The following is a 25,054-nucleotide window of genomic DNA, read 5'->3' as shown; positions in this document are numbered from 1 at the left end:
ACGGGCCTGCGGTTAACGGGCCGGGATGCGGCCCTTCTCGAGTTCTATGTAAGTTTGCTTTTCGCGATTGCAATCTTCGAGGCGACGCACCGTTTTCGGCATGTCAGGCAAGACGATGGAACAACTGGATATTTGTGTCCCGTGCTGATAAGGAACGGCGACATTTTCACGGAGCGGCCAAAATGGCAGAACGTAAAGGCGAGATTATCCGCACCACCAACGAAACCTCGGTTTCGGTGCGCGTGGATATCGACGGCACCGGCAAGTCGACAATTTCCACCGGTGTGGGATTTTTCGACCATATGCTGGACCAGCTGAGCCGCCATTCGCTGATCGACATGGACATCGAGGTCAAGGGCGACCTGCACATCGATGATCATCACACTGTTGAAGATACCGGCATAGCCATCGGTCAGGCCATTGCCAAGGCGCTGGGTGACCGTCGCGGCATTACCCGTTACGCCTCGCTCGATCTTGCCATGGACGAAACGATGACCAAGGCGGCGGTCGATATTTCCGGCCGGCCCTTTCTCGTCTGGAACGTCAATTTTTCCGCGCCGAAGATCGGCACCTTCGATACCGAGCTGGTGCGCGAGTTCTTTCAGGCGCTGGCACAGAATGCCGGCATTACGCTGCATATCCTGAACCATTACGGCGCTAACAACCATCATATCGCCGAAACATGCTTCAAGGCCGTTGCCCGCGTTCTTCGCACGGCAACCGAGATCGACCCCCGGCAGGCAGGCCGCGTTCCCTCCACGAAGGGTATGCTGGCCTGACGCCAAAGCTGTCAGGAAGCCCATGACAAGCTATCTCGTTCTGGAAGCCCCCAACGGGCCGGACAGGGACCACAAGACGACCCGCTTCATCGCAGACCGTTTCGTCTGGCTGGCGCTGGTCGCGCCCTGGCTCTGGTTGGCCATTAACCGGTTGTGGCTGGCGGCGGCCATCGTTGCCATCGTGCTCCTTCTGGCCGGGCAGGTCTCCATATTAGCCGGATTCGAACCGGTTGGTATTCTCTTCGGTTTCGCCATTGGACTCATCACGGCGCTGGAGGGACGCGATTTTCTCGTCCGGCACCTGATCCGCAAAGGCTGGACGCTGACGTCAGTCATATCCGCCCCTGATCTTTCGAGCGCCGAAGACATATATTTCTCCGGTCTCTCCGAAAACGCCGAAACGGCGGAACAACTGTCCCAGCCGGTCTGGACCCCCTCGCCGCAAAAGCGCGGCGACAAGAATTTCGTCAACGATCCCGCCGGATCGTTTCTTTTCGACTTGAATGGAAGGCGCTGACATGCGTGTCGCGATCATCGACTACGGTTCTGGCAACCTGCGTTCGGCCACCAAAGCTTTCGAGCGTGCCGCCCGCGAAGCCGGCATCAATGCAACCATCGACCTGACCGACAGGCCGGATCACGTCGCTTCGGCGGACCGCATCGTCCTGCCTGGTGTCGGCGCCTATGCGGATTGCCGTGCCGGTCTCGATGCCGTTCCCGGCATGCATGAGGCGCTCATTGAAGCCGTCGAGAAAAAAGCCCATCCCTTCCTCGGCATCTGCGTCGGCATGCAGCTGATGTCCTCGCGCGGGCTCGAAAAGACTGTCAGCACCGGGCTCGGCTGGATCGAGGGCGACGTCGTGGAAATGACGCCATCCGATCCCAGTCTCAAGATTCCGCAGATTGGTTGGAATACGCTGGAAATCCGGCATGCCCACCCTCTTTTCGACGGCATCAAGACCGGCGCTGACGGCCTGCACGCCTATTTCGTGCATTCCTATCATCTGGCAGCCAAGCACTCGACGGATGTCATCGCCACCACCAATTACGGTGGCGCGATGACGGCTTTCGTCGGTCGCGACAATATGGCGGGCGCGCAGTTCCACCCGGAAAAAAGCCAAACGCTCGGCCTTGCCCTGATTTCCAATTTCCTGCGCTGGAAGCCCTGACATGATCCTTTTTCCCGCAATCGACCTTAAAGACGGCCAGTGCGTTCGCCTGAAACTCGGCGATATGGACCAGGCCACAGTCTATAACGAGGACCCCGGCGCGCAGGCGAAAGCCTTTGAGGATCAGGGTTTCGAGTGGCTGCACGTCGTTGATCTCAACGGTGCCTTCGCCGGTGAGACGGTGAATGGCGAGGCCGTCGACGCCATTCTGAAAGCCACGAAAAACCCGGTGCAGCTTGGCGGCGGCATCCGCACGCTCGATCATATCGAAGCGTGGCTGAGCCGTGGCCTTGCCCGCGTCATTCTCGGCACCGTCGCGGTGCGCGATCCGGTTCTGGTTATCGAAGCCTGCAAGCGTTTCCCCGGCCAGGTCGCCGTCGGCATCGATGCCAAGGGCGGCAAGGTTGCCGTCGAGGGCTGGGCGGAAGCCTCCGAACTCGGCGTCATCGAACTCGCCAAGCGTTTTGAAGGCGCCGGCGTTGCCGCCATCATCTATACCGATATCGATCGCGACGGCATTCTGGCCGGTATCAACTGGGCCTCGACGCTGGAACTGGCGGATGCCGTCTCCATCCCGGTCATCGCTTCCGGTGGCCTTGCCTCCATCGACGACATCAAGCGCATGTTGCAGCCGGATGCCGCAAAGCTCGAGGGCGCGATTTCGGGCCGCGCGCTTTACGACGGGCGCATCGACCACGCCGAGGCGCTCGCCCTCATCAAGGCGGCTGCAGCCAAGGAGGTAAAAGCATGACCCTCAAAGCCCGCGTTATTCCCTGCCTCGATGTGAAGGACGGCCGTGTCGTCAAGGGCGTGAACTTCGTCGACTTGATCGATGCCGGCGACCCGGTCGAGGCGGCGAAGGCCTATGATGCGGCAGGGGCCGATGAACTCTGCTTCCTCGACATCACCGCCTCCTCGGATAATCGCGACACGATCTTTGATGTCGTATCGCGCACGGCCGACCATTGTTTCATGCCGCTAACCGTCGGCGGCGGTGTCCGCGCCGTCGCGGACATCCGCAAGCTGCTTCTCTGTGGCGCGGACAAGGTCTCGATCAATTCCGCAGCCGTCAAGGATCCGGATTTCGTGGCGCAAGCGGCCGACAAGTTCGGAAACCAGTGCATCGTCGTTTCTATCGACGCCAAGCGGGTTTCGAAGGATGGGGAAGAAGGCCGCTGGGAAATCTTCACCCATGGCGGACGCCAACCGACGGGCATCGACGCCGTGGAATTCGCCATCAAGATGGTTGAACGCGGCGCCGGCGAATTGCTTGTGACCTCAATGGATCGCGATGGTACCAAGAGCGGCTACGATATCGGCCTGACGCGCAGCATTGCCGATCAGGTTCGTGTACCCGTCATCGCCTCGGGCGGCGTCGGGACTCTCGACGATCTGGTGGCAGGCGTGCGTGATGGCCACGCAACTGCGGTGCTTGCCGCCTCCATCTTCCACTTCGGCACCTATTCGATCGGGCAAGCCAAAAACTACATGGCCGAGCATGGCATCGCCATGCGTCTCGACTGATTGCAGGAACTCTTCATGAGCGCATTTTCCCTTTCCGATCTGGAACGCATTGTCGCGACCCGCGCCGCTGCATCTCCCGACGAATCCTGGACAGCCAAACTCGTTGCGGCGGGCCAGGATCGTGCGGCAAAAAAACTGGGCGAAGAGGCGGTCGAGGCCGTCATCGCCGCCATCGCAAAAGACCGCGACGGGCTGAAGAACGAGGCCGCCGATCTGCTTTATCATCTGCTGGTGGTGCTGAAGATCGCCGACATTCCGCTGAGCGACGTTTTTGCCGAACTGGAGCGCCGGACGGGCCAGACTGGCCTTGCGGAAAAGGCGGCGAGGCCGACATCATGAATGTCACGGCAGGCAGCGGGGAGAGAGGCATGCCAGGCACACTCGATCATTTTCGGCCGGATGAATATTCGCCCTACCACTTCTTCAGTTCGGAAGAATGGGCGAAATTTCGCGCCGATACGCCGCTGACGCTTTCCGCCGACGAGGTCAAAAGACTGCGCTCGCTGGACGACCCGATCGATCTGGACGAGGTGCGGCGCATTTACCTGTCGCTATCGCGCCTCCTGTCCTCGCATGTGGAAGCATCGCAGCTGCTGTTCGAGCAGCGCAACCGCTTCCTCAACATGGGGGATGTCAACAAGACGCCTTTCGTCATCGGTATTGCCGGTTCGGTGGCCGTTGGTAAATCCACGACGGCACGTATCCTGAAGGAGCTTCTGGCCCGCTGGCCCTCCAGCCCCAAGGTCGATCTCATCACCACCGACGGGTTTCTTTACCCGAACGAGGTGCTGCGACGCGAGAACCTGATGGAGCGTAAGGGCTTTCCGGAAAGTTACGATATCGGCGCGCTCTTGCGTTTCCTCTCGGCGATCAAGGCGGGCCAGCCGAATGTGAAGGCGCCGCGCTATTCGCACCTGACCTATGACGTTCTGCCGAACGAATTCACTGTCATCGACCAGCCTGATATCCTGATTTTCGAAGGCATCAACGTGCTGCAATCGCGCGACCTGCCGGCGGGCGGGCGGATCGTACCGATCGTTTCAGATTTCTTCGATTTCTCGATCTATATCGATGCTGACGAGGACTTCATTCATAACTGGTATGTGAACCGGTTCATGAATCTTCGGCAAACCGCGTTCCGCGACCCGAATTCATTCTTCAACCGCTATGCCTCGATCAGCGAAGAAGCGGCGCTGAGCATTGCCGAAGGTCTCTGGCAGAACATCAACCTGAAGAACCTGCGCCAGAACATCGTGCCGACACGCCCGCGTGCCGACCTTATTCTGCGTAAGGGAAAGAACCACCTGATCGATACGGTGGCGCTTCGCAAGCTGTAAAAGATGCCGCGCATGGCGGCATCTCCGGTGATTAAACCCGTTATTATGCGAGGTCGGGAATACGCAGAACCTGTCCGGGGTAGATTTTATCGGGATGGGTCAGCATTGGCTTGTTGGCTTCGAAGATAATGTTGTTCTTCGCGCCATTAGCCTTGCCGTACTGGGCTTCGGCAATCTTCCAGAGATTGTCGCCCTTCTTGACCGTGTAGAAAACGGGTTCTTTCGCCGGCGCCTCAGTCACTTTCAGCTCGCCGGCCTCGACCTTGGAAATGCCGAGCGTATTGCCGACCGCGATGACCGCCTTTTCGAAAACCGACTGATCGGCCACTTCGCCCTTCAGAACGACCTTGTCGTCCACCACTTCGACCTGAACCTTGTCCGTGCCGAGATCGTGGGAAGCGAGTTCCTTCTTGACCGCATCGACATCAGGTGCGTCATCGCCGCCGATACCGAGCTTCTTTCCCGCTTCCTTGATGAAATTGAACAGACCCATAGCACCCTCCTTGGTTGTAGGGAGGATTACCAGACGATATTTGAAGCTCTATGACAAGGGCGAAACATTTGTCGCAGCGCGGGAGCCTAGTCGCCCGAGGGTTTGCCGCGCATTTTCTTGATATCGGAGCGACCGGACTTCGCCTTGAGACGACGCTCCACAGAACCCTTGGTGGGCTTGGTGGCCTTGCGCACCGGCGGCGGCGGGGCGGCGGCTTCGAGGATCAGCTCTTTCAGTCGTTCGCGCGCATCTTCGCGATTGCGCTCCTGGCTGCGAAACCGGCTCGCCTCGATCATCAGCACGCCGTCTTTCGACACACGTCTGCCACCCAGACGCAGGGCATTCGCCTTCACCCGTTCCGACAGGGAGGGCGAATTGGCGATGTCGAAAAACAGCTGGACCGCCGTCGAGACCTTGTTGACGTTCTGGCCGCCCGGCCCACCGGCCAGCACGAATTGCTCCGTCAGCTCCCAGCCGGCAATGGTGATACGGTTGCTGATGTAAAGCGGGTCGCTGGCCATGATCTTTCTCCGCGCCGGTGATGCCACAGAACGCGCGAAATGAAAACAGTGGCCAGAATCAAGAGACCGGCAAAAAAGAAACCCGGCACAAGGCCGGGTTCCCTCCTCCTCACATATGAGGCTTCATTCATTCAGCCGCGAGCAGAAGGCCTGGCGCTGCGTCGCGAACCTTGCTGTCGACGTGGTCTTCGAACTTGGTGAAGTTCGTGACGAACATCGACACCAGCTTCTTCGCCTGCGCGTCATAGGCTGCGCCATCGGCCCAGGTCGAACGCGGATCGAGGATTGCGCTGTCAACGCCATCAAGCGACAGGGGTACGGCGAAACCGAAATTCGCATCGGTGCGGAATTCGGCATCCTTCAGCTCGCCGGTGAGTGCCGCCGTCAGAAGCGCGCGGGTCGCTTTGATCGGCATGCGCTTGCCGATGCCATAAGCGCCGCCGGTCCAGCCGGTGTTGACCAGCCAGCAATCGACGCCGTGCTTGCCGATCAGCTCACGCAGCAGGTTGCCGTATTCCGCCGGATGGCGCGGCATGAAGGGGGCGCCGAAGCAGGTGGAGAAGGTCGCTTCCGGTTCCGTTACGCCCTTTTCCGTGCCGGCAACCTTTGCGGTGTAGCCGGAGAGGAAGTGGTACATGGCCTGTTCCGGCGTCAGCCGGGCAATCGGCGGCAGCACGCCGAAGGCATCGGCCGTCAGCATGATGATCGTCTTCGGATGACCGGCAATGCCCGTTTCCGATGCATTCGGAATGAAATGCAGCGGGTAGGCGCTGCGGGTGTTTTCCGTCAGCGAATTGTCATTGAAATCAGGAACGCGGTTTTCGTCGAGCACGACGTTTTCAAGAACCGTGCCGAAACGACGGGTCGCGGCATAGATTTCCGGCTCGGCTTCGGCCGAAAGCTTGATCGCCTTGGCATAGCAGCCACCTTCGAAATTGAAGATGCCGTGCTCGCCCCAGCCATGTTCATCATCGCCGATAAGCGTGCGCGAAGGGTCAGCCGAAAGCGTGGTTTTGCCGGTGCCGGACAAACCGAAGAAGACGGCGGAATCACCCTCAGGACCGACATTGGCCGAGCAATGCATCGGCATCACACCCTTGGCCGGCAGAAGGTAGTTCAGTACCGTAAAGACCGACTTCTTGTTTTCACCGGCATAGGACGTGCCGCCGATGAGGACGAGGCCATTGGTCAGATCGCAGGCGATGACGGTTTCCGAACGGACGCCGTGACGGGCCGGATCGGCCTTGAAGCTTGGCAGGTTGATGATGGTGAGTTTCTGCTTGAAGCCCGCCAGTTTTTCCTGCTTTGGACGGATCAGCAGATTGCGGATGAACAGCGAATGCCAGGCAAGCTCGGTGACGACGCGTGTCGGCAGCGCATTTTCCTCATCGGCACCGCCGATCAGGTCCTGAACATAGAGGGTCCTGCCGGCGGCATGGGCCAACATGTCCTGACGCAACAGCTCGAAGTTTTCCGGCGACAGCGGCTTGTTGTTGTCCCACCAGATGGTGTTCTCGGTGGAAGCGTCGCGAACGACGAATTTGTCCTTCGGCGAACGGCCCGTGTGCTGGCCGGTGACGGCGCGCAGTGCGCCATCAATGGTCAGTTCGGCCTCGCCGTTGCGGATCGCCTCTTCGTATAATTCGCTCTCATTGAGGTTATAAAAGACGCGGGAGGCCTCGCCCAGTCCGAGTTCCGCAACTCCATTGGCAGGATTATGAACCCCAAGCTCGTTCATGACGCGTTCCTTGTTAATGACGGTAAGGACGTTGAAATTTTCACGGAAAATACGTGGCAGCTTTTGGAAACGCAAGAGCCGAACTTTAAAAAACTTAGTGATTTCAATATATTAATCGATTTAAAAGATTTTATTTCTTTTTAAATCGGTTGAAGACGCATTAAAATCCAGCTGCGGCGTTTTCACGAAATCCGCTCGCCGCACCCTTACGATTTTGGGGCGAGTTTTCCTTTGCCACAATTTGTTCCACCTTTATACTCAAGAGAGTGGCTCGCGGCGCACAACCTGGCTGGGTGAATGTCGGGAGTTACGAGAAAATGACGATGGAGACCAACTACATGCAGACGATCGCGCTTGTCGACGATGACCGGAATATTCTGACTTCGGTATCGATCGCGCTCGAAGCCGAAGGCTACCGGGTCGAAACGTATACGGACGGCGCCTCCGCGCTTGACGGGTTGATCGCCCGTCCGCCGCAGCTCGCCATTTTCGATATTAAAATGCCCCGCATGGACGGCATGGAGCTTTTGCGGCGCCTGCGTCAGAAATCGGATCTGCCGGTGATCTTCCTCACCTCGAAGGATGAAGAGATCGATGAATTGTTCGGCCTGAAGATGGGCGCGGATGACTTCATCACCAAACCCTTCTCGCAGCGCCTTCTGGTGGAACGCGTCAAGGCGATCCTGCGCCGCGCCAGCAGCCGCGATGCCGCGCCAGCAACTGGCGGCGCACTAAAGCCGACGGCGGACCAGCAAGCCCGCACGCTGGAGCGCGGGCAGCTCGCCATGGACCAGGAACGCCACACCTGCACCTGGAAGGGCGAACCGGTAACACTCACCGTCACCGAATTCCTCATCCTGCACTCGCTGGCGCAGCGGCCGGGCGTGGTGAAAAGCCGCGACGCGCTGATGGACGCCGCTTATGATGAGCAGGTTTATGTGGATGACCGCACCATCGACAGCCACATCAAGCGCCTTCGCAAGAAGTTCAAACTGGTCGATGGCGACTTCGATATGATTGAAACGCTTTATGGCGTAGGATATCGCTTCCGCGAAGCGGCCTGAATCGGCACGCAAATCGGAAGAGACCACCCGAAGAATGGTGGCGAGGACTTAAATACGTGCTGAAGAAAACGCCGGAAACCGTCTCGGATAGTGACGATGCCGAAGAACGCGGCAGCGAACGCCGCCATCGTATCCATCCGCTGACGATCATCCGGCGCATTTTCGGCAATGCGGTGTTTTCCAGCCTCACGCGCCGCATTCTTTTCTTCAATGTCGCGGCGACGGTCGTTCTGGTCGGCGGTATTCTCTATCTCAACCAGTTCCGTGAGGGGCTGATCGACGCGCGGGTCGAAAGCCTTCTGACGCAGGGCGAAATCATCGCCGGCGCGATTTCGGCTTCCGCTTCGGTCGATACGAATTCGATCACCATCAATCCCGAAAAGCTTCTCGAATTGCAGGCGGGGCAGAGCATCACCCCCGCTCCCAATGACGAGGATTTGAGCTTCCCGATCAATCCGGAACGGGTGGCGCCAGTGCTGCGGCGGCTGATTTCACCGACGCGCACCCGCGCACGGCTCTTCGATGCCGATGCCAATCTGCTGCTCGATTCGCGCCATCTTTATTCACGCGGACAGGTTCTGCGCTTCGATCTGCCGCCGGTAACACCGGAAACCCAGACCTGGGGCGACTGGTTCACCAGCATGTTCAACCGCATGCTGCAGCCGAGCAGCCTTCCGCAATATAAGGAGGCGCCTGGCGGCGACGGTTCGATCTATCCGGAAGTCATGAATGCGCTGACCGGTGTGCGCGGCGCGGTCGTGCGCGTCACCGAAAAGGGCGAGCTGATCGTTTCAGTCGCCGTGCCGGTGCAACGCTTCCGGGCCGTGCTCGGCGTCTTGCTGCTCTCCACGCAGGCGGGCGATATCGACAAGATCGTGCATGCGGAGCGCCTGGCCATCATGCGTGTTTTCGGCATCGCCACGCTGGTCAATATCGTTCTGTCGCTGCTTCTGTCATCGACCATCGCCACACCGCTGCGGCGGCTTTCGGCCGCCGCGATCCGTGTACGCCGCGGGGCGCGAACGCGTGAAGAGATACCGGATTTTTCGGCACGTCAGGATGAAATCGGCAACCTGTCGATTGCCCTGCGTGAAATGACGACGGCGCTTTACGACCGGATCGATGCAATCGAAAGCTTCGCCGCCGACGTCAGTCATGAACTCAAGAACCCGCTGACCTCGCTGCGCAGCGCCGTGGAAACCCTGCCGCGCGCGAAAACCGAAGAATCGAAGCAACGGCTGACCGAGATCATCTTCCATGATGTACGCCGCCTCGACCGCTTGATCAGCGACATTTCGGATGCGTCGCGGCTCGATGCCGAGCTGGCGCGCGCCGATGCCTCGCCGCTCGACCTCGATGTGCTGATGAAGGGGCTGGTGGACATATCCCGCCAGATCAGCACCAAGAAGAAAAGCGTGGCAATCGACTATGTGGCCGACCGGAAGGCCGGAAGCAAAACCTCTTTCGTGGTGAATGGCCACGACCTTCGCCTCAGCCAGATCGTCACCAATCTGATCGAGAATGCCCGTTCTTTCGTGTCAGAAGAAAGTGGCCGCATCACCGTGCGTCTTTCCCGCCACAAGGATCGCTGCCTCGTGCAGGTGGAAGACAATGGACCCGGCATTCAGGCCGAAGATATCGACCGGATTTTCGAACGGTTTTACACCGACCGACCGGCGAGCGAAGGCTTCGGCCAGAATTCCGGCCTTGGCCTTTCCATCAGCCGCCAGATCGCCGAAGCCCATGGCGGCAGCCTCAGGGCGGAAAATGTCGTCGACAAATACGGCGTGATTTCCGGCGCGCGCTTCACCCTGTCGCTGCCGGCGGCCGAAACCCATGAACGCTGAACGCTTCAACCTGCACGCCACCGCCATCACCGTTCAAAACACGGGAATCCTCTTCACGGGACCATCCGGCAGCGGCAAAAGCGAGCTTGCCTTCAGTTTTCTGACCGAGGCTGAACGCTGCGGATTGCCGGCGGCGTTGATCGCGGACGATCAGATTTTCGTGTACCGCGACGGCGAACACATCATTGCCGAGCGGCCGCAAACGATTGCCGGCCTGCTGGAGTTGCGCGGCAGCGGCATTGTTTCGCTCAACAGCGTTGCGAGCGCTCCACTACATTTTGCGGTTACGACAGTTCTTTCACCGGAAAATCCGAGACTTCCCGAAGATGACGAAGCGTTTTTGCTGCCCTGTGGCGGGCATATTCCGCTTCTGCGCATTCCGCTTGCAAGTCTTACGCCCTATGGAAAATTTGCTGCACTTGCTCAGAATCTTTTTAAAACGAATGTGAAGTGACGATGATTCGGGCGATTTTAGGCTTGCGATTCGCATTTTCCTCATCAAGATGAAATCCCACCGATGGACAGGATTGCCGCGTTGCGATAGTCGGCAATGAGAGTGCGTGTGCAAGGGAGCATTTCATGATCGGACTAGTGCTTGTCACCCATGGCAAGCTGGCTGAGGAGTTTCGCCATGCGTTGGAGCATGTCGTCGGTCCCCAGAAATTGATCGAGACGGTTTGTATCGGTCCCGAAGACGACATGGATCAGCGCCGGCAGGATATCATCGACGCCGTTGCGCGTGCCAATGATGGCAATGGTGTTATCATACTGACGGACATGTTCGGTGGCACACCGTCCAATCTCGCAATCTCCGTCATGAATAACGGCAATGTCGAAGTCATCGCCGGGGTCAATCTTCCCATGCTGATCAAGCTTGCCGGCGTTCGCAGCGAAGACAATATGGACAAGGCCCTTCAGGATGCATCCGATGCCGGCCGCAAATATATCAACGTCGCCAGCCGCGTTTTAAGCGGCAAGTGAGAAGTCAGCCCATGTCGCCTCTCTCCCGGGAATTGCCGATCATCAACAAGCGCGGTCTCCACGCCCGGGCATCTGCGAAATTCGTTCAGATGGTCGAGGGCTTCGACGCGACGATCACGGTTTCCAAGGACGGCATGACCGTCGGTGGCACTTCCATCATGGGCCTGATGATGCTGGCGGCCAGCCCCGGCTGCAGCGTCTATGTCGAGGCAAGCGGCAATCAGGCGTCGGAGGCGCTGGCCGCATTGGAAGCTCTGGTGGCCGACCGGTTCGGCGAAGAAGCCTGAGCCAGCAACATATAAAGACATAAAGACCTCTTTATATCATCATTGCCAGATCGTTTGTGGCCTGCTAAACCGCTGCTACGTTTAAAAGCCGGGCCAACAGGCGTGGCATTCTGATCTGGAGAACTTCATGAGCCTTGAGAAGGACTACATTGTCGCCGACATCAACCTTGCCGCATTTGGCCGCAAGGAGCTGGACATCGCCGAAACCGAAATGCCCGGCCTGATGTCCTGCCGCAAGGAGTTCGGCGAAAGCAAGCCGCTGAAGGGCGCACGTATCACCGGTTCCCTTCACATGACGATCCAGACCGGCGTTCTCATCGAAACGCTGAAGGAACTGGGCGCAGACGTTCGCTGGGCCTCCTGCAACATCTTCTCGACGCAGGATCATGCGGCAGCGGCCATTGCAGCGGCTGGCATTCCGGTCTTCGCCGTCAAGGGTGAAAGCCTGACGGAATATTGGGAATATACCGACAAGATCTTCCAGTGGACCGATGGCGGTCTGTCCAACATGATCCTCGACGATGGCGGCGATGCCACCATGTACATCCTGCTTGGCGCACGTGCCGAAGCCGGCGAAGACGTTTTGTCCAATCCCGGCTCTGAAGAAGAAGAAATTCTTTTCGCGCAGATCAACAAGCGCCTGAAGGCTTCTCCCGGCTGGTTCACCAAGCAGCGCGACGCGCTGAAGGGCGTCACGGAAGAGACGACGACCGGCGTTCACCGTCTTTACGACCTCAGCAAGAAGGGCCTCCTGCCCTTCCCGGCGATCAACGTCAATGACAGCGTCACCAAGTCGAAGTTCGACAACAAATACGGCTGCAAGGAATCGCTGGTAGACGGCATTCGCCGTGCAACCGACGTGATGATGGCCGGCAAGGTCGCCGTCGTTTGCGGTTACGGCGATGTTGGCAAGGGCTCTGCCGCCTCGCTGCAGGGCGCCGGCGCCCGCGTCAAGGTCACCGAAATCGACCCGATCTGCGCGCTTCAGGCTGCCATGGATGGTTTTGAGGTCGTTCGCCTGGAAGACGTCATTTCCTCGGCGGATATCTTCATCACCACCACCGGCAACAAGGACGTGATCCGCATCGAGCATATGCGCGAGATGAAGGACATGGCGATCGTCGGCAATATCGGCCACTTCGACAACGAGATTCAGGTCGCATCGCTGCGTAACCTGAAGTGGACGAACATCAAGCCGCAGGTCGACATGATCGAGTTCCCGAAGGGCAACCGCATCATTCTTCTGTCCGAAGGCCGCCTGCTGAACCTCGGCAATGCCACCGGCCACCCGTCCTTCGTCATGTCTGCGTCCTTCACCAACCAGGTGCTTGGCCAGATCGAGCTCTTCACCAAGCAGGGCGAATACAAGAACGAAGTTTACGTGCTGCCGAAGCACCTCGATGAGAAGGTCGCGCGTCTTCACCTTGAGAAGCTCGGTGTGCGGCTAACTGAACTTTCCGATCTGCAGGCAGATTATATCGGCATCTCCAAGGAAGGCCCGTTCAAGGCCGAACACTACAGATATTAATATCATAGTTAATATCCACTGAAATTACACAACATCTAGATGCCGCGCACTTGACAAAGTGCGCGGCATCTTTTTTGCGCGCTCCCTTTCCGCAGATTTATGAAGGCGGTATTGTCATCAGACTTGATTCGGACACGCCAAAGGGCGGCGGGGACGAAATGGGATGTCTTGTCGAAGATGCGGCACATAGGACGGAGACAGACCGGGGATGACGGTTCACAATTCGGATCTGCGCGAGCAGACAGTTCAACGCGTTGAAAACACGCAAGCTGGCGTGGCATTGAGCGCGCAGGTTCTGGCGCATTGCCGGCTGGCGATCAGCGCGGTCCGGACAGGCTTTTCACGGCTTCCCTTGCTGATGTCGGGGACGATCCTTGCCGGTTCGGCAAGTGTGGCGCTGGCGCAGGATGGCCTTGTTGCCAAGACCGGTGCGCGGCTGTTCTCCTCTGGCGAAACAATCACCTATTCGCTCTTTGTCGGCATGCTTTCGGCGACGCTGTTTTCCGTCGTCTGGCTGGTGCGCCAGCGCGGCAATATCGAGTCGGAAAGCAGTGAATACCGCAAGGCGCTTGCCGAAACCCATCACAAGATCGCCAAATACGAGGCGCTGATTTCCGATAAGGGCCGGCGCATCGTTATCTGGGATGGCGCTGACAAGCGGCCCGAATTTCTGGGGCAATTACCCGTGGAGACCGGCGCGCCGCAAGCGGATCATGATTTTCTGGCCTTCGGGCGCTGGCTGAAACCGTCCTCTGCGAGCCAGCTTGAAAAATCCCTCGAAAAACTTCGCAGCCACGCGCAGAGTTTCGACCTGACTATCGAGACGCAGCGCGGCGAAGTCATTGAAGTTCAAGGCCGGGTCTCCGGCGGCAATGCATTTGCACGTTTCGTAGCGCTTAATAATCTGCGCGCCGAACTTGCTGAATTGCAGGTGGAGCGCGAGCGTCTGATCGCCTCGGTCTCGACGTTTCAGGACCTTCTGGATTCCATCGAACAGCCCGTCTGGCGCCGCAATGGCGAAGGCGAGCTAACCTGGGTCAACCATGCCTATGCGCAGGCCGTGGATGCGCGCGATGCCGATCAGGCCGTTCTTGAAAAACGCGAGCTGTTGAACACCGTTACCCGGCAGAAGATACGCGCGGCCGCAACGCCGGAATCACCCTATCACGATCGCATTTCGACTGTGGTCTCCGGCAACCGCACCTTCTTCGACGTTGTCGATATCAAGACCGCGGCGGGTTCGGCCGGTATCGCCATCGATGCCACCGAAACGGAAACAATCAGCGAAGAACTCAAGCGGGTTCTCAAGAGCCATGCCGAAACGCTGGATCATCTGGCGACGCCCGTCGCCATCTTCGACGGCCGGCAGCGGCTGCAATTCTACAATCAGGCTTTTGCGACCCTTTGGGGTCTCGATCTGGTTTTCCTCGAATCCGGTCCTGATAATTCCGAGCTTCTCGACAGGCTGCGCACCGCCGGCAAATTGCCCGAACAGCTGAACTGGAAAAACTGGAAGGAGACGGCCCTCGCCGTTTACCGTTCGCTCGATACCAAAACCGATCTCTGGCACCTGCCGAATGGGCAGACGCTGCGGGTCATCGCGACCGCCCATCCGCAGGGTGGCGCGACCTGGGTTTTTGAAAACCTGACCGAACAGGTCGACCTGCAGATGCGCTACAACACGCTGGTGAAGGTGCAGGGCGAAACCATCGACCATCTGGCTGAAGGTGTGGCCGTGTTCGGTGCGGATGGCCGCATTCGCCTCTCCAACCCGGCATTCCGGGCGCTCTGGGGTGTAACCTCCGAGCAGGCGGAAACAGGCACCCACATCCGTGCCATCGAAACCGCCTGCGCACAATCCTATGACAGACCGGATGGCTGGCGCGCCTTTAGCCAGTTCATTACCAGTTTTGACGATGAGCGCCCGTCCAAACAGGGTACGCTCGAACTGCTCTCCGGTCTCGTACTCGATTTCGCGATCATTCCGCTGCCGGATGCGCAGACCATGCTGACCTTCGTCAACATGACCGACAGCGTGCGGGCGGAAAGGGCGCTCAAGGAAAAGAACGACGCGCTTCTGAAGGCCGACGAGCTGAAGAACGATTTCGTTCAGCATGTTTCCTACGAATTGCGCTCGCCGCTGACGAATATTATCGGTTTCACCGACCTCCTGAAGACGCCCGGCATCGGCCAATTGACGGACCGACAGGCCGAATATCTCGACCATATTTCCACCTCGTCCTCGGTGCTTTTGACCATCGTCAACGATATTCTCGATCTTGCGACCGTCGATGCCGGCATCATGCAGCTGAATTATTCAGACAATGATCTGAACGAATTGCTTGAAGACGTTTCTGTGCAGATCGCCGATCGCCTGCAGGAGAGCGGCATTTCGCTTGAAATCGTCGCGCCGGCTCATCTTGGCAGTCTGGTGGCTGATCATCAGCGCCTGAAGCAGATTCTCATCAAGCTCCTGACCAATGCAATCAACTTTGCGCCGGAAGGCTCCGCAGTTGAACTGTCGTGCCAGCGCAGCGAGGGCGACTTCCTGTTCTCGGTGGCGGATAAGGGCCCGGGTATTCCAGAAGACATGCTGAAGACCGTATTTGACCGCTTCGCGACACGCGGCAATGGTGGGCGGCGGACCGGCGCGGGGCTTGGCCTTTCCATTGTCGAGAGTTTTGTCAGCCTCCATCATGGCACGGTCGAAATCGATAGCCGCCCCGGCAACGGCACCATTGTCACCTGCCGCATTCCTTCCGGCACGCGCCCGCATTCCATCGCCGCAGAATGAGCGAAGACATCTTGCCGATCACTATTTCCCTTGAGGGAGAAAAAGATACCATCAGGCTCGGTGAAGACCTCGCGCTGGCATTGAAACCCGGCGATTGCCTGGCGCTGATCGGTGATCTCGGCGCCGGTAAATCCACACTTGCCCGCGCCTTCATCCGCGCGATGGCGGATGAGCCGGATCTCGAGGTTCCAAGCCCGACCTTCACGATCATCCAGACCTATTCCACTCGCATTCCGGTTGCCCATCTCGATCTTTACCGGCTTTCGGATGTCTCCGAACTGGACGAGCTCGGCATCGACGAGATGCTGGAGGACGGCGTCTGCCTGATCGAATGGCCGGATATCGCCACCGAGGTTTTGCCACCGGAGCAGACCGTCACGCTTCGGCTGACGCATTCCGGCGAGGGACGGCTGGCCGTCATCGAGGCTCCGGCAAAATTGAAAGCACGGCTTGAACGGGTTTTCGCCATTCGCACGTTCCTCACAAGAAATGGCAGAGGCGATGCGGCCCGGCGTTTTCTGAGCGGTGACGCCTCCACACGCGCCTATGAGACCATTTCCACTGACGGCCATGACCTTATCCTGATGGACTGGCGACGCCCCATGAGAGGTGCGATCGTGGCTGATGGCAAGACCTATGCCGAAATCGCCCATCTTGCCCAGGATGCGCGCTCCTTCGTGGCAATCGGCGAGTATCTGCGAGATGGCGGCTTTTGCGCGCCAGAGCTTCTGGCAGCGGATATTGATCAGGGCATTCTCCTGCTGGAGGATCTGGGGCGCGACGGGGTGCTTGCGCAGGACGGAACGCCGATAGAAGAACGTTATCTGCAGAGCGTCGCCTGCCTCGCAGCCCTTCATCAGACCCCGCGACCCGACCTGCTGCCGGTGATTGACGGCAGCACCTACAAAGTTCCCCCCTTCGATCGCCAGGCGATGAAAATCGAAGTCTCGCTGCTGGCGGAATGGTATCTTCCTCACAAACGCGGCAAGCCGCTCACCGATAGCGAGAAGAGCGACTATTACGCCCTGTGGGATAGTCTGATCGACTCACTCGCTGATTGTGAAACGGGGCTCCTGCTGCGCGATTTCCATTCACCCAACCTTCTCTGGCAGGCGCAGAATAGCGGCATTCGACAGGTTGGCCTGATCGATTTTCAGGACGCGATGATCGGCCCGACCGCCTATGATCTCGCCTCCATCGTGCAGGATGCCCGGGTTACCATCGAACCCGAACTGCAGGCGCATCTGCTTTCGCATTATCTCGATAGCAGAAGAAACACGCCTTCATTTGATGAGGCCGCTTTCCTCAAGGCTTTTGCCATCATGTCGGCGCAGCGCAACTGCAAGCTTGCCGGTATCTGGGTGAGGTTGTTGGAACGGGATCGAAAACCCGGTTATATGAAACATATGCCGAGGACGTTCCGCTATCTTGCCGCGGCGCTTTCGCATCCGGAACTTGAGCCTCTTCGAGACTGGTGTGTCGGTATGGGCATGGAATTCAACGACTGAAAGACGGTTGACGACGATGACGATCAAAAACGCGATGGTGCTGGCCGCGGGGCTTGGCACGCGGATGCGCCCGATCACCGATACGATCCCGAAGCCGCTCGTCAAGATCGCCGGCAAGCCGATGATCGACTATGCGCTCGACGCCCTTGTGGAAGCCGGGGCGGAGATGATCGTTGTCAATGTGCATCACCATGCGGACCAGATGATCGCCCATCTGGAGCACCGCTCCGACGCCAAAATTCTGATCTCCGACGAGCGGGCGCAGCTGATGAATTCCGGCGGCGGGCTTGCCAAGGGTCTGAAGCTTCTGGAACCCGGCCCGGTCTTCGTCATGAATGCCGATCTATTCTGGATCGGCGAGCAATTGAATGCGGTCAGCAACCTGCGCAAGCTTGCGCAATTCTTCGATCCGGAGCGCATGGATATGGCCCTGCTCTGTGTCGATATGGATCGTACCACCGGTCATAACGGCAAAAGAGATTTCAACCTTTCTGACGACGGTAAATTGGTGCGGTATTGCGATGGCGACCCAAACCCGGTGGTTTATGCCGGCGCCATCGCCATGGATTCGCGCCTACTTGATGATGCGCCGGCGGATGCCTTCAACCTCAACATCTATTTCGACCGCGCCATTAAAAAAGACCGGCTTTCCGGGATTTCGCTTGACGGACACTGGATCACCGTCGGCACGCCCGATGCGATAGAAGACGCAGAAAACATCATCCGGCAATTCAGGGAAAAACGCTCGGCATGACGACGTCCCGCCCCGAAAAGCGCGTCCTGACGATCGCTGCGGGAACACCGTTCCTCAAAACGCTCGCGGAAACGCTGTGTGACGGGACACTGACAGCCGGCTATAGATATGACCCGGCCGATCCGCTTTCACTGGCCAAGGTGACGATCTATGTGCCGACGCGGCGTTCCGCCCGCGTGCTGCGCTCGGAATTCGTCGATCTTCTGGGCGGCCGTTCCGCCATCCTGCCGCTGATCCGGCCGCTCGGCGAAACGGATGACGATAGCGGCTTCTTCGAGATCGAAAATCCTGAAATCATGGATCTCGCGCCACCGATTTCCGGCACCGGCCGGCTGATCGAACTGGCGCGTCTTATTCTGGCCTGGCGCAACAGCCTGCCGGACGCCATCCGGGCGATCCATTCGGATTCGCCGCTCGTCGCTCCCGCCAGCCCTGCGGACGCCATATGGCTGGCGCGTGCGCTTGGCGAGGTGATTGATGCCATGGATACGGAAGAAAAGGATTGGGAAGCGCTTCAGCATCTCGATACCGGCGAACATGCGCAATGGTGGCAGCTGACGGCGGATTTCCTGAAGATTGCCAGCGTCTTCTGGCCCGCGCGCCTTGCTGAACTCAACCGCTCCTCGGCCGGCCGGCATCGAAACGGCATCTTACGGGCCGAGGCAAACCGGCTTGCCAATTTGCCGGATACCGGACCGATCATCGTGGCCGGGTCTACGGGCTCCATTCCGGCCGCTGCCGACCTCATCGCCGCCGTTGCAGCCTTGCCGCAGGGCGTCGTCGTGCTTCCGGGGCTTGATCTTGCCATGTCAGAGGAGCAATGGGAGGCAATTGCCGAGGACCCGACCGACCCTTCGAGCCGCACCCATTCGCAATACGGGCTCTATATGCTGCTGCAGAAGCTCGGCATCCTACGCGACGACGTGGATCAGATCGGAGCCATAGATAGCGATCTTGAAAAACGCGCGGCCGTATTTTCGGCGGCGCTCGCGCCGGCCAAGTCCACCAGCGACTGGAACCGGTGGCGCGAAGACAGGGACCCCGGTTTCTTCGATGAGGCTTTTGCAGCGGCCACACTGATAGAAGCCGCCAACGAGCGCGAAGAGGCAACCGCCATCGCGGTGGCGCTCAGGCTGGCGCTGGAAGCTCCGGGTGCCGGACGTCCTTCGCAGGCAGCACTGATAACACCCGACCGTGGATTGGCGCGGCGGGTGGCGACGGAACTGCAGCGCTTTGGCATAGAGGCCGACGATTCGGCGGGTACGCCACTTTCTGCCACACCGCAGGCCGGACTGACGCAACTGGCGCTGGAAGCGATCCTGAGGCCCGGAGACCCGGTGCCGATCATTTCACTCCTAAAGCATCCACTCTCCCGTTTCGGGCTTTCCGAGGCAGCTTTCACACAAGCCTCGAAAGCGCTGGAACTCATAGCACTGCGTGGCGGCCGCGTCGAAACCGAAATCGGTAATCTGGAAGCGGTTCTGGAGGCACAGCTGCTGGCGCAGCGCGATGATCGGCACCCACCTGCCTGGCGGCTGGCATTGCCGGAAGGAAGCCTTGAAGCAGCGCGCGATCTGGCGCAGCGGATCGCCGTTGCAACCGAGCCGCTTGGCTCTGCCTTCGTCCGTCGCGATCGATCCGGCCGGGCCTTTACCGACAAACTGCCGCTCTCCCATTGGGCGGAGCGGACAGGCCGCGTGATCGAAGCGATCTGTGCGGATGAAAACAATGATCTTGCTGCGCTCTGGTCCGGCGAGGCTGGTGACACGCTTTCCGGCCTGTTCGGCGAATTGATGGAAAGCGGCGAAATCCTCGATGCGGATGGGCCACAATGGGCTGACATATTTGCGGCGCTGGTTGCCGGAGAATCGATCAAGCCGCGATCCATGCGTCATCCGCGCATCTTTATCTTCGGTGCGCTCGAAGCGCGGCTGCAAAGCGTCGATACAGTTGTGATTGGCGGCCTCAATGAAGGCCTCTGGCCGGGCCAGACGGCGAATAACCCATTCTTGTCCCGAACCATGAAGACAGCGATCGGACTGGAGCCGCCGGAACGGCGCATCGGCCAGCTGGCGCATGACTTTGAGATGGCGAACGGCACCCGGCAGATCTTTTACACCCGGGCGCTGAGGCAGGGCTCCACCCCTGCCGTCGCTTCGAGATGGCTGCAACGATTGCTGGCACTGGGTGGTGAGGATTTTGCCGGAGAATTGAAGAAGCGCGGCGAGACGTATCGGCATTGGGCCGGTCTAATGGATGAAAGCATCGATCAGGATGCGGCAAAGCGCCCTGCCCCCAGGCCGCCGGCTGATCTGCAGCCAACCCGTTATTCCTTCAGCGAAGTGGGGCGGTTACGGCGCGATCCCTATTCGATCTATGCGCGGCGTATCCTGAAGCTCGACCCGCTCGAGCCCTTCAATCGCGATCCAAGCGCCGCCGATCGCGGCACGCTCTATCACGCGATCATCGAGCGCTATTCGCGTGAGGGACACATCCCCGGCACGCCGGCTTCGCTCGAGGCCATGCAGCGCATTCTGGACGAATGTTTTGACGCGGAAAACCTGCCGCCGCATGTGGATGTCATCTGGCGGCCACGTTTTGCGGCGGTGGCACGCGCCTTCATCGACTGGGAAAAGGACCGGCACCCATCCATTCGCCATAGTTTTTTCGAGGCACGCGCCGGGCAGGAAATCGCCGAGGCGGGTATAAGGCTGACCGGAATTGCCGATCGCATCGACATCAAGTCAAACGGTCACGCGGATATTATCGATTACAAGACCGGGCTTGCGCCATCCGTCAATCAGGCGCGCGCGCTGCTTGACCCACAGCTGGCGCTGGAAGCGGCGGCGCTGATGCGCGGGGCCTTCCGCGAAGCCGGATCGCCAACACCGGAAAACCTTATCTATGTGCGCCTGCGGCCGGGCGATCGTTTTTTTGCCGACCAGGTCAATAACGAACATTCCAGCCGCAGCGGTAAAAGACCGCCGAAATCGGCTATCGAACTGGCAACGGAATCGATCGAGCAGCTCGCCAAATTCGTGCGCTCGCTGCGCGAAGGCGAGAACGGTTTCGCCTCGCGGCTGGTGCCGGAAGAGCAACAATCCTATGGCGGGGAATATGACCACCTCGCCCGTGTTTCGGAATGGTCAACGGCGGAACCGGGAGACGGCGATGACGATTGATCCTGTCGATCACGGCCCCGCCGCCGACACGCCGGAAAGCTGGATCGACTGGACCAGCGCCCGGCAGCGGCTTGCCTCTGATCCGTCCAGTTCCGCATGGGTGTCAGCCAATGCCGGCTCCGGCAAGACCCATGTGCTGACCCAGCGCGTCATCCGCCTGCTTCTGGCCGGATGCCGCCCCTCGGCGATTTTGTGCCTCACCTATACCAAGGCTGCCGCGTCTGAAATGTCCAGCCGTGTCTTCGACCGGCTGGCGGAATGGGCAACGTTGCCGGATTCCGATCTTAGGGATCGCATCACCGCTATCGAAGGCAAAGCGCCAGATCGCATAAAGCTTGCTGAAGCGCGGCGGCTATTCGCCAAGGCGCTGGAAACGCCGGGCGGGCTGAAAATCCAGACCATTCACGCTTTCTGCGAGGCTCTGCTGCATCAGTTTCCACTGGAAGCCAATGTAGCGGGCCATTTTTCCGTTCTCGATGACCGCGCCGCCACGACCCTGCTGGCCGAGGCCCGCCGCTCTCTTCTGACGGCGGTTTCGACAGGAGGCGACACGGAACTGGCGCAGGCGCTTGCCTATGTGCTCGATCTTGCCGACGAAAGCGGGCTGGAATCTCTGCTCTCCGCCATCATCGCCAATCGCAGCGCCCTTCGCGCCTTTCTGCTCCAGGCAAAACAATCCGGCGGCATCGATGCCCGTTTGCGGCAGGCGATGCAGATCGATCATGAGGAAACCGAGGAAACGGCGGCGGCGGCCTTCTGGCCCCTGCCCGGTCTTTCCGGCCTTGCGCTCGACACCTATCTGACGCTTGCCGACGAGGTGGGCGGATCGCGCGTCATCGATGTTGCTTATGCGCTGCGGGAAGCGAAACGGCAGTCGGACCCAGTGCGGCGTATGGAGTTCATCGAGGCCGCGCTGCTGACGGCCAAGGGTGAGAAAAAATCGGATGCCTATGTCATCAACAAGGGGATGCAGAAATCCGCCCCTGATCTTGTCGATGCGCTGACGCTTGCGCGGGACCATGTTGTCTCCTGCCGCAACCGATATCGTCTGGTGCGGATGCTGGCGGCGACAAAATGCGCCCTTGTTCTGGCAGAGAGGCTGATCGGCGATTTCGAAGACCTGAAAAAACAGCGAAGCCAGCTCGATTTCGAAGACCTGATCGAGCGCGCGGCCAACCTCCTCAACCGCGATACGGCCGGCGCTTGGGTGCATTACAAGCTGGATCAGGGCATCGACCATATTCTCGTCGACGAGGCGCAGGATACCAGCCCGGTACAATGGTCGATCATCCAGTCGCTGGCTGCGGATTTCTTCACGGGCGAGAGCGCCCGCATGGGGCGGCGCACGCTGTTTGCCGTGGGCGATGAAAAACAGTCGATCTATTCCTTCCAGGGCGCGCGGCCGGAACGGTTTTCGCAGGAGCGCGAAGAGACCAAAAGGCGCGTGGATTCCGTGGAGCAGGCGTTTCACCGCATCCGCCTGCCGCTGTCCTTCCGGTCCACGGAGGATGTGCTGGCCGCCGTCGATCAGGTCTTTTCAGATCCGAATAACGCCAGCGGTCTTAGCGCCGATAACGAGCCGGTGGAACACCGATCCAACCGCGCCGGCCATCCCGGCACCGTGGAAGTTTGGGACATGGTGGCACCGGAAACCGCCGAAGACGAAGAGGATTGGACAGCGCCCTTCGATGCGCTGCGGGAAAGCGCTCCGGCCACCATCGTCGCCCGAAGGATCGCCGCACGCATCGCCGAGATGATCGGAAGCGAGACCATCATTGAAAAGGGCGTCGAGCGTGCTGTCGAGCCGGGCGACATTCTGGTGCTGGTCAGAAAACGCCACGCCTTCGTCAATGCGCTGACCCGCGAGCTGAAACGGCGCAAGAATATTCCCGTTGCCGGTGCAGATCGCCTTCGCCTGACTGACCACATTGCCGTGCAGGACCTTCTGGCGCTCGGCCGTTTCGTGGTGCTGCCGGAGGATGATCTTTCGCTTGCCGCGCTGTTGAAGAGCCCGCTCTTCAACCTGACGGAAGATGATGTCTTCGAGATCGCCGCGACGCGATCGGAGACGGAGAGCGTATGGCAAAGGTTACAGGTCCTTTCGCGGGAAGAAAACAGTCACCTTTCCCCCGTTGTCGGTAAGCTGGGCGGTTTCATCGCGCTTTCGAAAACGGCCACCGTGCATGATTTCTTCGCGGCGGTTCTGACGCTGCATGATGGGCGCAAAAAATTCCTCGGCCGGCTTGGCAATGAGGCGAGCGATGTTCTGGACGAGTTCCTGTCCTTTGCGCTGGACCACGAAAGGACAGGCCTGCCCGGCCTGCAGGCTTTTCTGTCCGTTCTGGAGACTGATTCGCCTGAAGTGAAGCGCGAGCAGGACAAGGATCGTGGCGAAGTACGGATCATGACCGTACATGCCTCCAAGGGCCTCGAAGCACCGGTCGTTTTTGTCGTCGATGGTGGTTCGAAAGCCTTCAACCACAGCCATGTGCCGAAACTGCGCTTCATAGAAGCGGATGGGGACACAGTCCCGGTCTGGCTGCCCGGCAGCGGCTTTTCCAATCATCTCATTCGCTCGGATGAGGAGCGCCTGAAGACGGCCGCGGAAGACGAATATCGACGGCTGCTGTATGTGGCGATGACCCGCGCCGCCGATCATCTGGTCGTTTGCGGTTATCGTGGCCAGAAAGAAAACCCGGAATGCTGGCACGCCATCGTCAAGGCGGCGCTTGCCGATAATCAGGATCACTGCCAGCCGCAGCAGTTCGTAGCCGATGGCGAGGAATGGCAGGGGCTTGTCTGGCGCAAGTCCGAAGCTCGCTCGACACTTGCCCCGCAGACTGTGCCAGAACCGCAGCGAGATGAAGATTACACTCTTCCGGCGGGACTTCTTGCCCCCTTGCCGGCCCTGCCCTCTCTGCCCAGACCGCTAAGCCCTTCCGGTGCGGGCACCATCATCGATGACGGCGCGGACGATCTTGCCGTGCGTTCACCGCTGTTTGGCGAAAAAGCCGATGTCTCCTCTCTGGCGTTGCAACGGGGCCGACTGGTGCATCGCATGCTGCAGGCCCTGCCCGATTTTGCCGAGAGTGAACGGGAAGCCGCGGCGCGGCGTTATGCTGAACGGGCAGCCCGTTTCTGGCCTCCCGACGAGCGCGAGTATCTGATACGGGCGGTCTTGCGGGTTCTGTCCGAACCGGTGGTGCAACCGGCCTTTTCCGCCAACAGCCGTGCGGAAATATCGATCATGGGCACGATGACGATCGGCCGACAGCAATATGCGGTGTCCGGCCGTATCGACCGGCTGGCGGTGAATGGCGACCGCGTCATTCTGGTGGATTTCAAAACGAACCGCGTTCCTCCACGTGAAGCACGTGAGATCCCCTATTCCCACGTAGCGCAGCTTGCCATCTATCGGGAAATTCTGGCACCGCTTTATCCCGGCAAGGAATTTGTCTGCGCGCTGATCTATACGGAAAATGCCAGTTTTGTGACGGTTGGCGATGATGCGATGAGAGAGGCTCTTGCCGCAATAAAGACAAAGTGAG

21 protein-coding genes are annotated in these 25,054 nt (G+C 59.3%); 18 read left to right on the top strand and 3 right to left on the bottom strand.

Annotation, left to right across the window (positions count from 1 at the left end):
* Window positions 1-182 precede the first annotated feature (182 nt).
* From hisB to coaA, 7 genes are read left to right on the top strand one after another with little or no spacing between them, the layout of a single operon-like run.
* A complete protein-coding gene (gene hisB, locus CFBP6623_RS13845) occupies window positions 183-779 on the top strand; it encodes an imidazoleglycerol-phosphate dehydratase HisB (protein ID WP_046799740.1) in 597 nt (198 codons plus the stop codon).
* A gap of 22 nt (window positions 780-801) precedes the next feature.
* On the top strand, window positions 802-1,296 hold the full coding sequence (locus tag CFBP6623_RS13840; protein WP_046799739.1) for a DUF2628 domain-containing protein: 495 nt from the start codon (window positions 802-804) through the stop codon (window positions 1,294-1,296).
* Window position 1,297: 1 nt separating this feature from the next.
* Complete coding sequence (gene hisH, locus CFBP6623_RS13835) at window positions 1,298-1,948, top strand: imidazole glycerol phosphate synthase subunit HisH (RefSeq protein WP_052818621.1); 651 nt, start codon at window positions 1,298-1,300, stop codon at window positions 1,946-1,948.
* Window position 1,949: 1 nt separating this feature from the next.
* Window positions 1,950-2,699, top strand: coding sequence for a 1-(5-phosphoribosyl)-5-[(5-phosphoribosylamino)methylideneamino]imidazole-4-carboxamide isomerase (gene hisA, locus CFBP6623_RS13830; protein ID WP_046799737.1), 750 nt, complete (start codon window positions 1,950-1,952; stop codon window positions 2,697-2,699).
* Window positions 2,696-3,472: an imidazole glycerol phosphate synthase subunit HisF gene (gene hisF / locus CFBP6623_RS13825; protein ID WP_046799736.1), complete on the top strand. Its 777-nt coding sequence runs from the start codon at window positions 2,696-2,698 to the stop codon at window positions 3,470-3,472. Before hisA ends, hisF begins: the two co-directional genes overlap by 4 nt.
* 15 nt (window positions 3,473-3,487) lie before the next feature.
* Window positions 3,488-3,811, top strand: coding sequence for a phosphoribosyl-ATP diphosphatase (locus tag CFBP6623_RS13820; protein WP_046799735.1), 324 nt, complete (start codon window positions 3,488-3,490; stop codon window positions 3,809-3,811).
* A complete protein-coding gene (gene coaA / locus CFBP6623_RS13815) occupies window positions 3,808-4,809 on the top strand; it encodes a type I pantothenate kinase (RefSeq protein ID WP_170979844.1) in 1,002 nt (333 codons plus the stop codon). The genes CFBP6623_RS13820 and coaA overlap by 4 nt, the downstream gene beginning before the upstream one ends.
* A 43-nt stretch (window positions 4,810-4,852) precedes the next feature.
* Here the strand turns inward: coaA and lysM are convergent, their stop codons facing one another.
* The 3 genes from lysM to CFBP6623_RS13800 all read right to left on the bottom strand — a co-directional run bounded on the left by lysM (window position 4,853) and on the right by CFBP6623_RS13800 (window position 7,561).
* Entirely contained in the window at window positions 4,853-5,302 is a 450-nt protein-coding gene (gene lysM, locus CFBP6623_RS13810) for a peptidoglycan-binding protein LysM (protein ID WP_046799734.1), read from the bottom strand.
* Between the two features lie 86 nt (window positions 5,303-5,388).
* A complete protein-coding gene (gene arfB / locus CFBP6623_RS13805) occupies window positions 5,389-5,823 on the bottom strand; it encodes an alternative ribosome rescue aminoacyl-tRNA hydrolase ArfB (protein ID WP_046799733.1) in 435 nt (144 codons plus the stop codon).
* 127 nt (window positions 5,824-5,950) lie between these two features.
* Window positions 5,951-7,561: a phosphoenolpyruvate carboxykinase gene (locus CFBP6623_RS13800; protein ID WP_046799769.1), complete on the bottom strand. Its 1,611-nt coding sequence runs from the start codon at window positions 7,559-7,561 to the stop codon at window positions 5,951-5,953.
* 338 nt (window positions 7,562-7,899) lie between these two features.
* On the opposite strand from CFBP6623_RS13800, the gene chvI reads away from it, so the two are divergent.
* The 11 genes from chvI (at window position 7,900) to addA (ending at window position 25,053) form a co-directional block, all read left to right on the top strand.
* A complete protein-coding gene (chvI, locus tag CFBP6623_RS13795; RefSeq protein ID WP_080842436.1) occupies window positions 7,900-8,625 on the top strand; it encodes a two-component system response regulator ChvI in 726 nt (241 codons plus the stop codon).
* A gap of 56 nt (window positions 8,626-8,681) precedes the next feature.
* Window positions 8,682-10,472, top strand: coding sequence for a two-component system sensor histidine kinase ChvG (chvG, locus tag CFBP6623_RS13790; protein WP_046799731.1), 1,791 nt, complete (start codon window positions 8,682-8,684; stop codon window positions 10,470-10,472).
* Window positions 10,462-10,926: an HPr kinase/phosphorylase gene (locus CFBP6623_RS13785; protein WP_046799730.1), complete on the top strand. Its 465-nt coding sequence runs from the start codon at window positions 10,462-10,464 to the stop codon at window positions 10,924-10,926. The genes chvG and CFBP6623_RS13785 overlap by 11 nt, the downstream gene beginning before the upstream one ends.
* A 125-nt stretch (window positions 10,927-11,051) precedes the next feature.
* Window positions 11,052-11,453: a PTS sugar transporter subunit IIA gene (locus CFBP6623_RS13780; protein WP_003505374.1), complete on the top strand. Its 402-nt coding sequence runs from the start codon at window positions 11,052-11,054 to the stop codon at window positions 11,451-11,453.
* Between the two features lie 11 nt (window positions 11,454-11,464).
* Complete coding sequence (locus tag CFBP6623_RS13775; protein WP_046799729.1) at window positions 11,465-11,740, top strand: HPr family phosphocarrier protein; 276 nt, start codon at window positions 11,465-11,467, stop codon at window positions 11,738-11,740.
* A 127-nt stretch (window positions 11,741-11,867) separates the two neighbouring features.
* The gene (gene ahcY / locus CFBP6623_RS13770) at window positions 11,868-13,268 is read left to right on the top strand and encodes an adenosylhomocysteinase (RefSeq protein ID WP_046799728.1); all 1,401 of its coding nucleotides are present in this window, start codon (window positions 11,868-11,870) and stop codon (window positions 13,266-13,268) included.
* Between the two features lie 208 nt (window positions 13,269-13,476).
* Window positions 13,477-16,062, top strand: coding sequence for a sensor histidine kinase (locus tag CFBP6623_RS13760; protein WP_080841816.1), 2,586 nt, complete (start codon window positions 13,477-13,479; stop codon window positions 16,060-16,062).
* The gene (tsaE, locus tag CFBP6623_RS13755; protein ID WP_046799726.1) at window positions 16,059-17,570 is read left to right on the top strand and encodes a tRNA (adenosine(37)-N6)-threonylcarbamoyltransferase complex ATPase subunit type 1 TsaE; all 1,512 of its coding nucleotides are present in this window, start codon (window positions 16,059-16,061) and stop codon (window positions 17,568-17,570) included. The genes CFBP6623_RS13760 and tsaE overlap by 4 nt, the downstream gene beginning before the upstream one ends.
* 16 nt (window positions 17,571-17,586) lie before the next feature.
* Window positions 17,587-18,324 (top strand): nucleotidyltransferase family protein, encoded by a 738-nt coding sequence (locus tag CFBP6623_RS13750; RefSeq protein WP_046799725.1) that lies wholly within the window; start codon window positions 17,587-17,589, stop codon window positions 18,322-18,324.
* Window positions 18,321-21,506 carry a double-strand break repair protein AddB gene (gene addB / locus CFBP6623_RS13745; RefSeq protein WP_080841817.1) on the top strand — a complete coding sequence of 1,062 codons (3,186 nt, stop codon included), beginning with the start codon at window positions 18,321-18,323 and terminating at the stop codon, window positions 21,504-21,506. Before CFBP6623_RS13750 ends, addB begins: the two co-directional genes overlap by 4 nt.
* On the top strand, window positions 21,496-25,053 hold the full coding sequence (gene addA / locus CFBP6623_RS13740) for a double-strand break repair helicase AddA (RefSeq protein ID WP_046799723.1): 3,558 nt from the start codon (window positions 21,496-21,498) through the stop codon (window positions 25,051-25,053). Before addB ends, addA begins: the two co-directional genes overlap by 11 nt.
* Window position 25,054 lies beyond the last annotated feature (1 nt).

The organism is Agrobacterium tumefaciens (assembly GCF_005221385.1).
GTDB classification, from domain to species: domain Bacteria; phylum Pseudomonadota; class Alphaproteobacteria; order Rhizobiales; family Rhizobiaceae; genus Agrobacterium; species Agrobacterium tomkonis.
The sequence above is the reverse complement of the archived record's forward strand: the minus strand, read 5'-3'. Positions and strand labels throughout refer to the sequence as shown.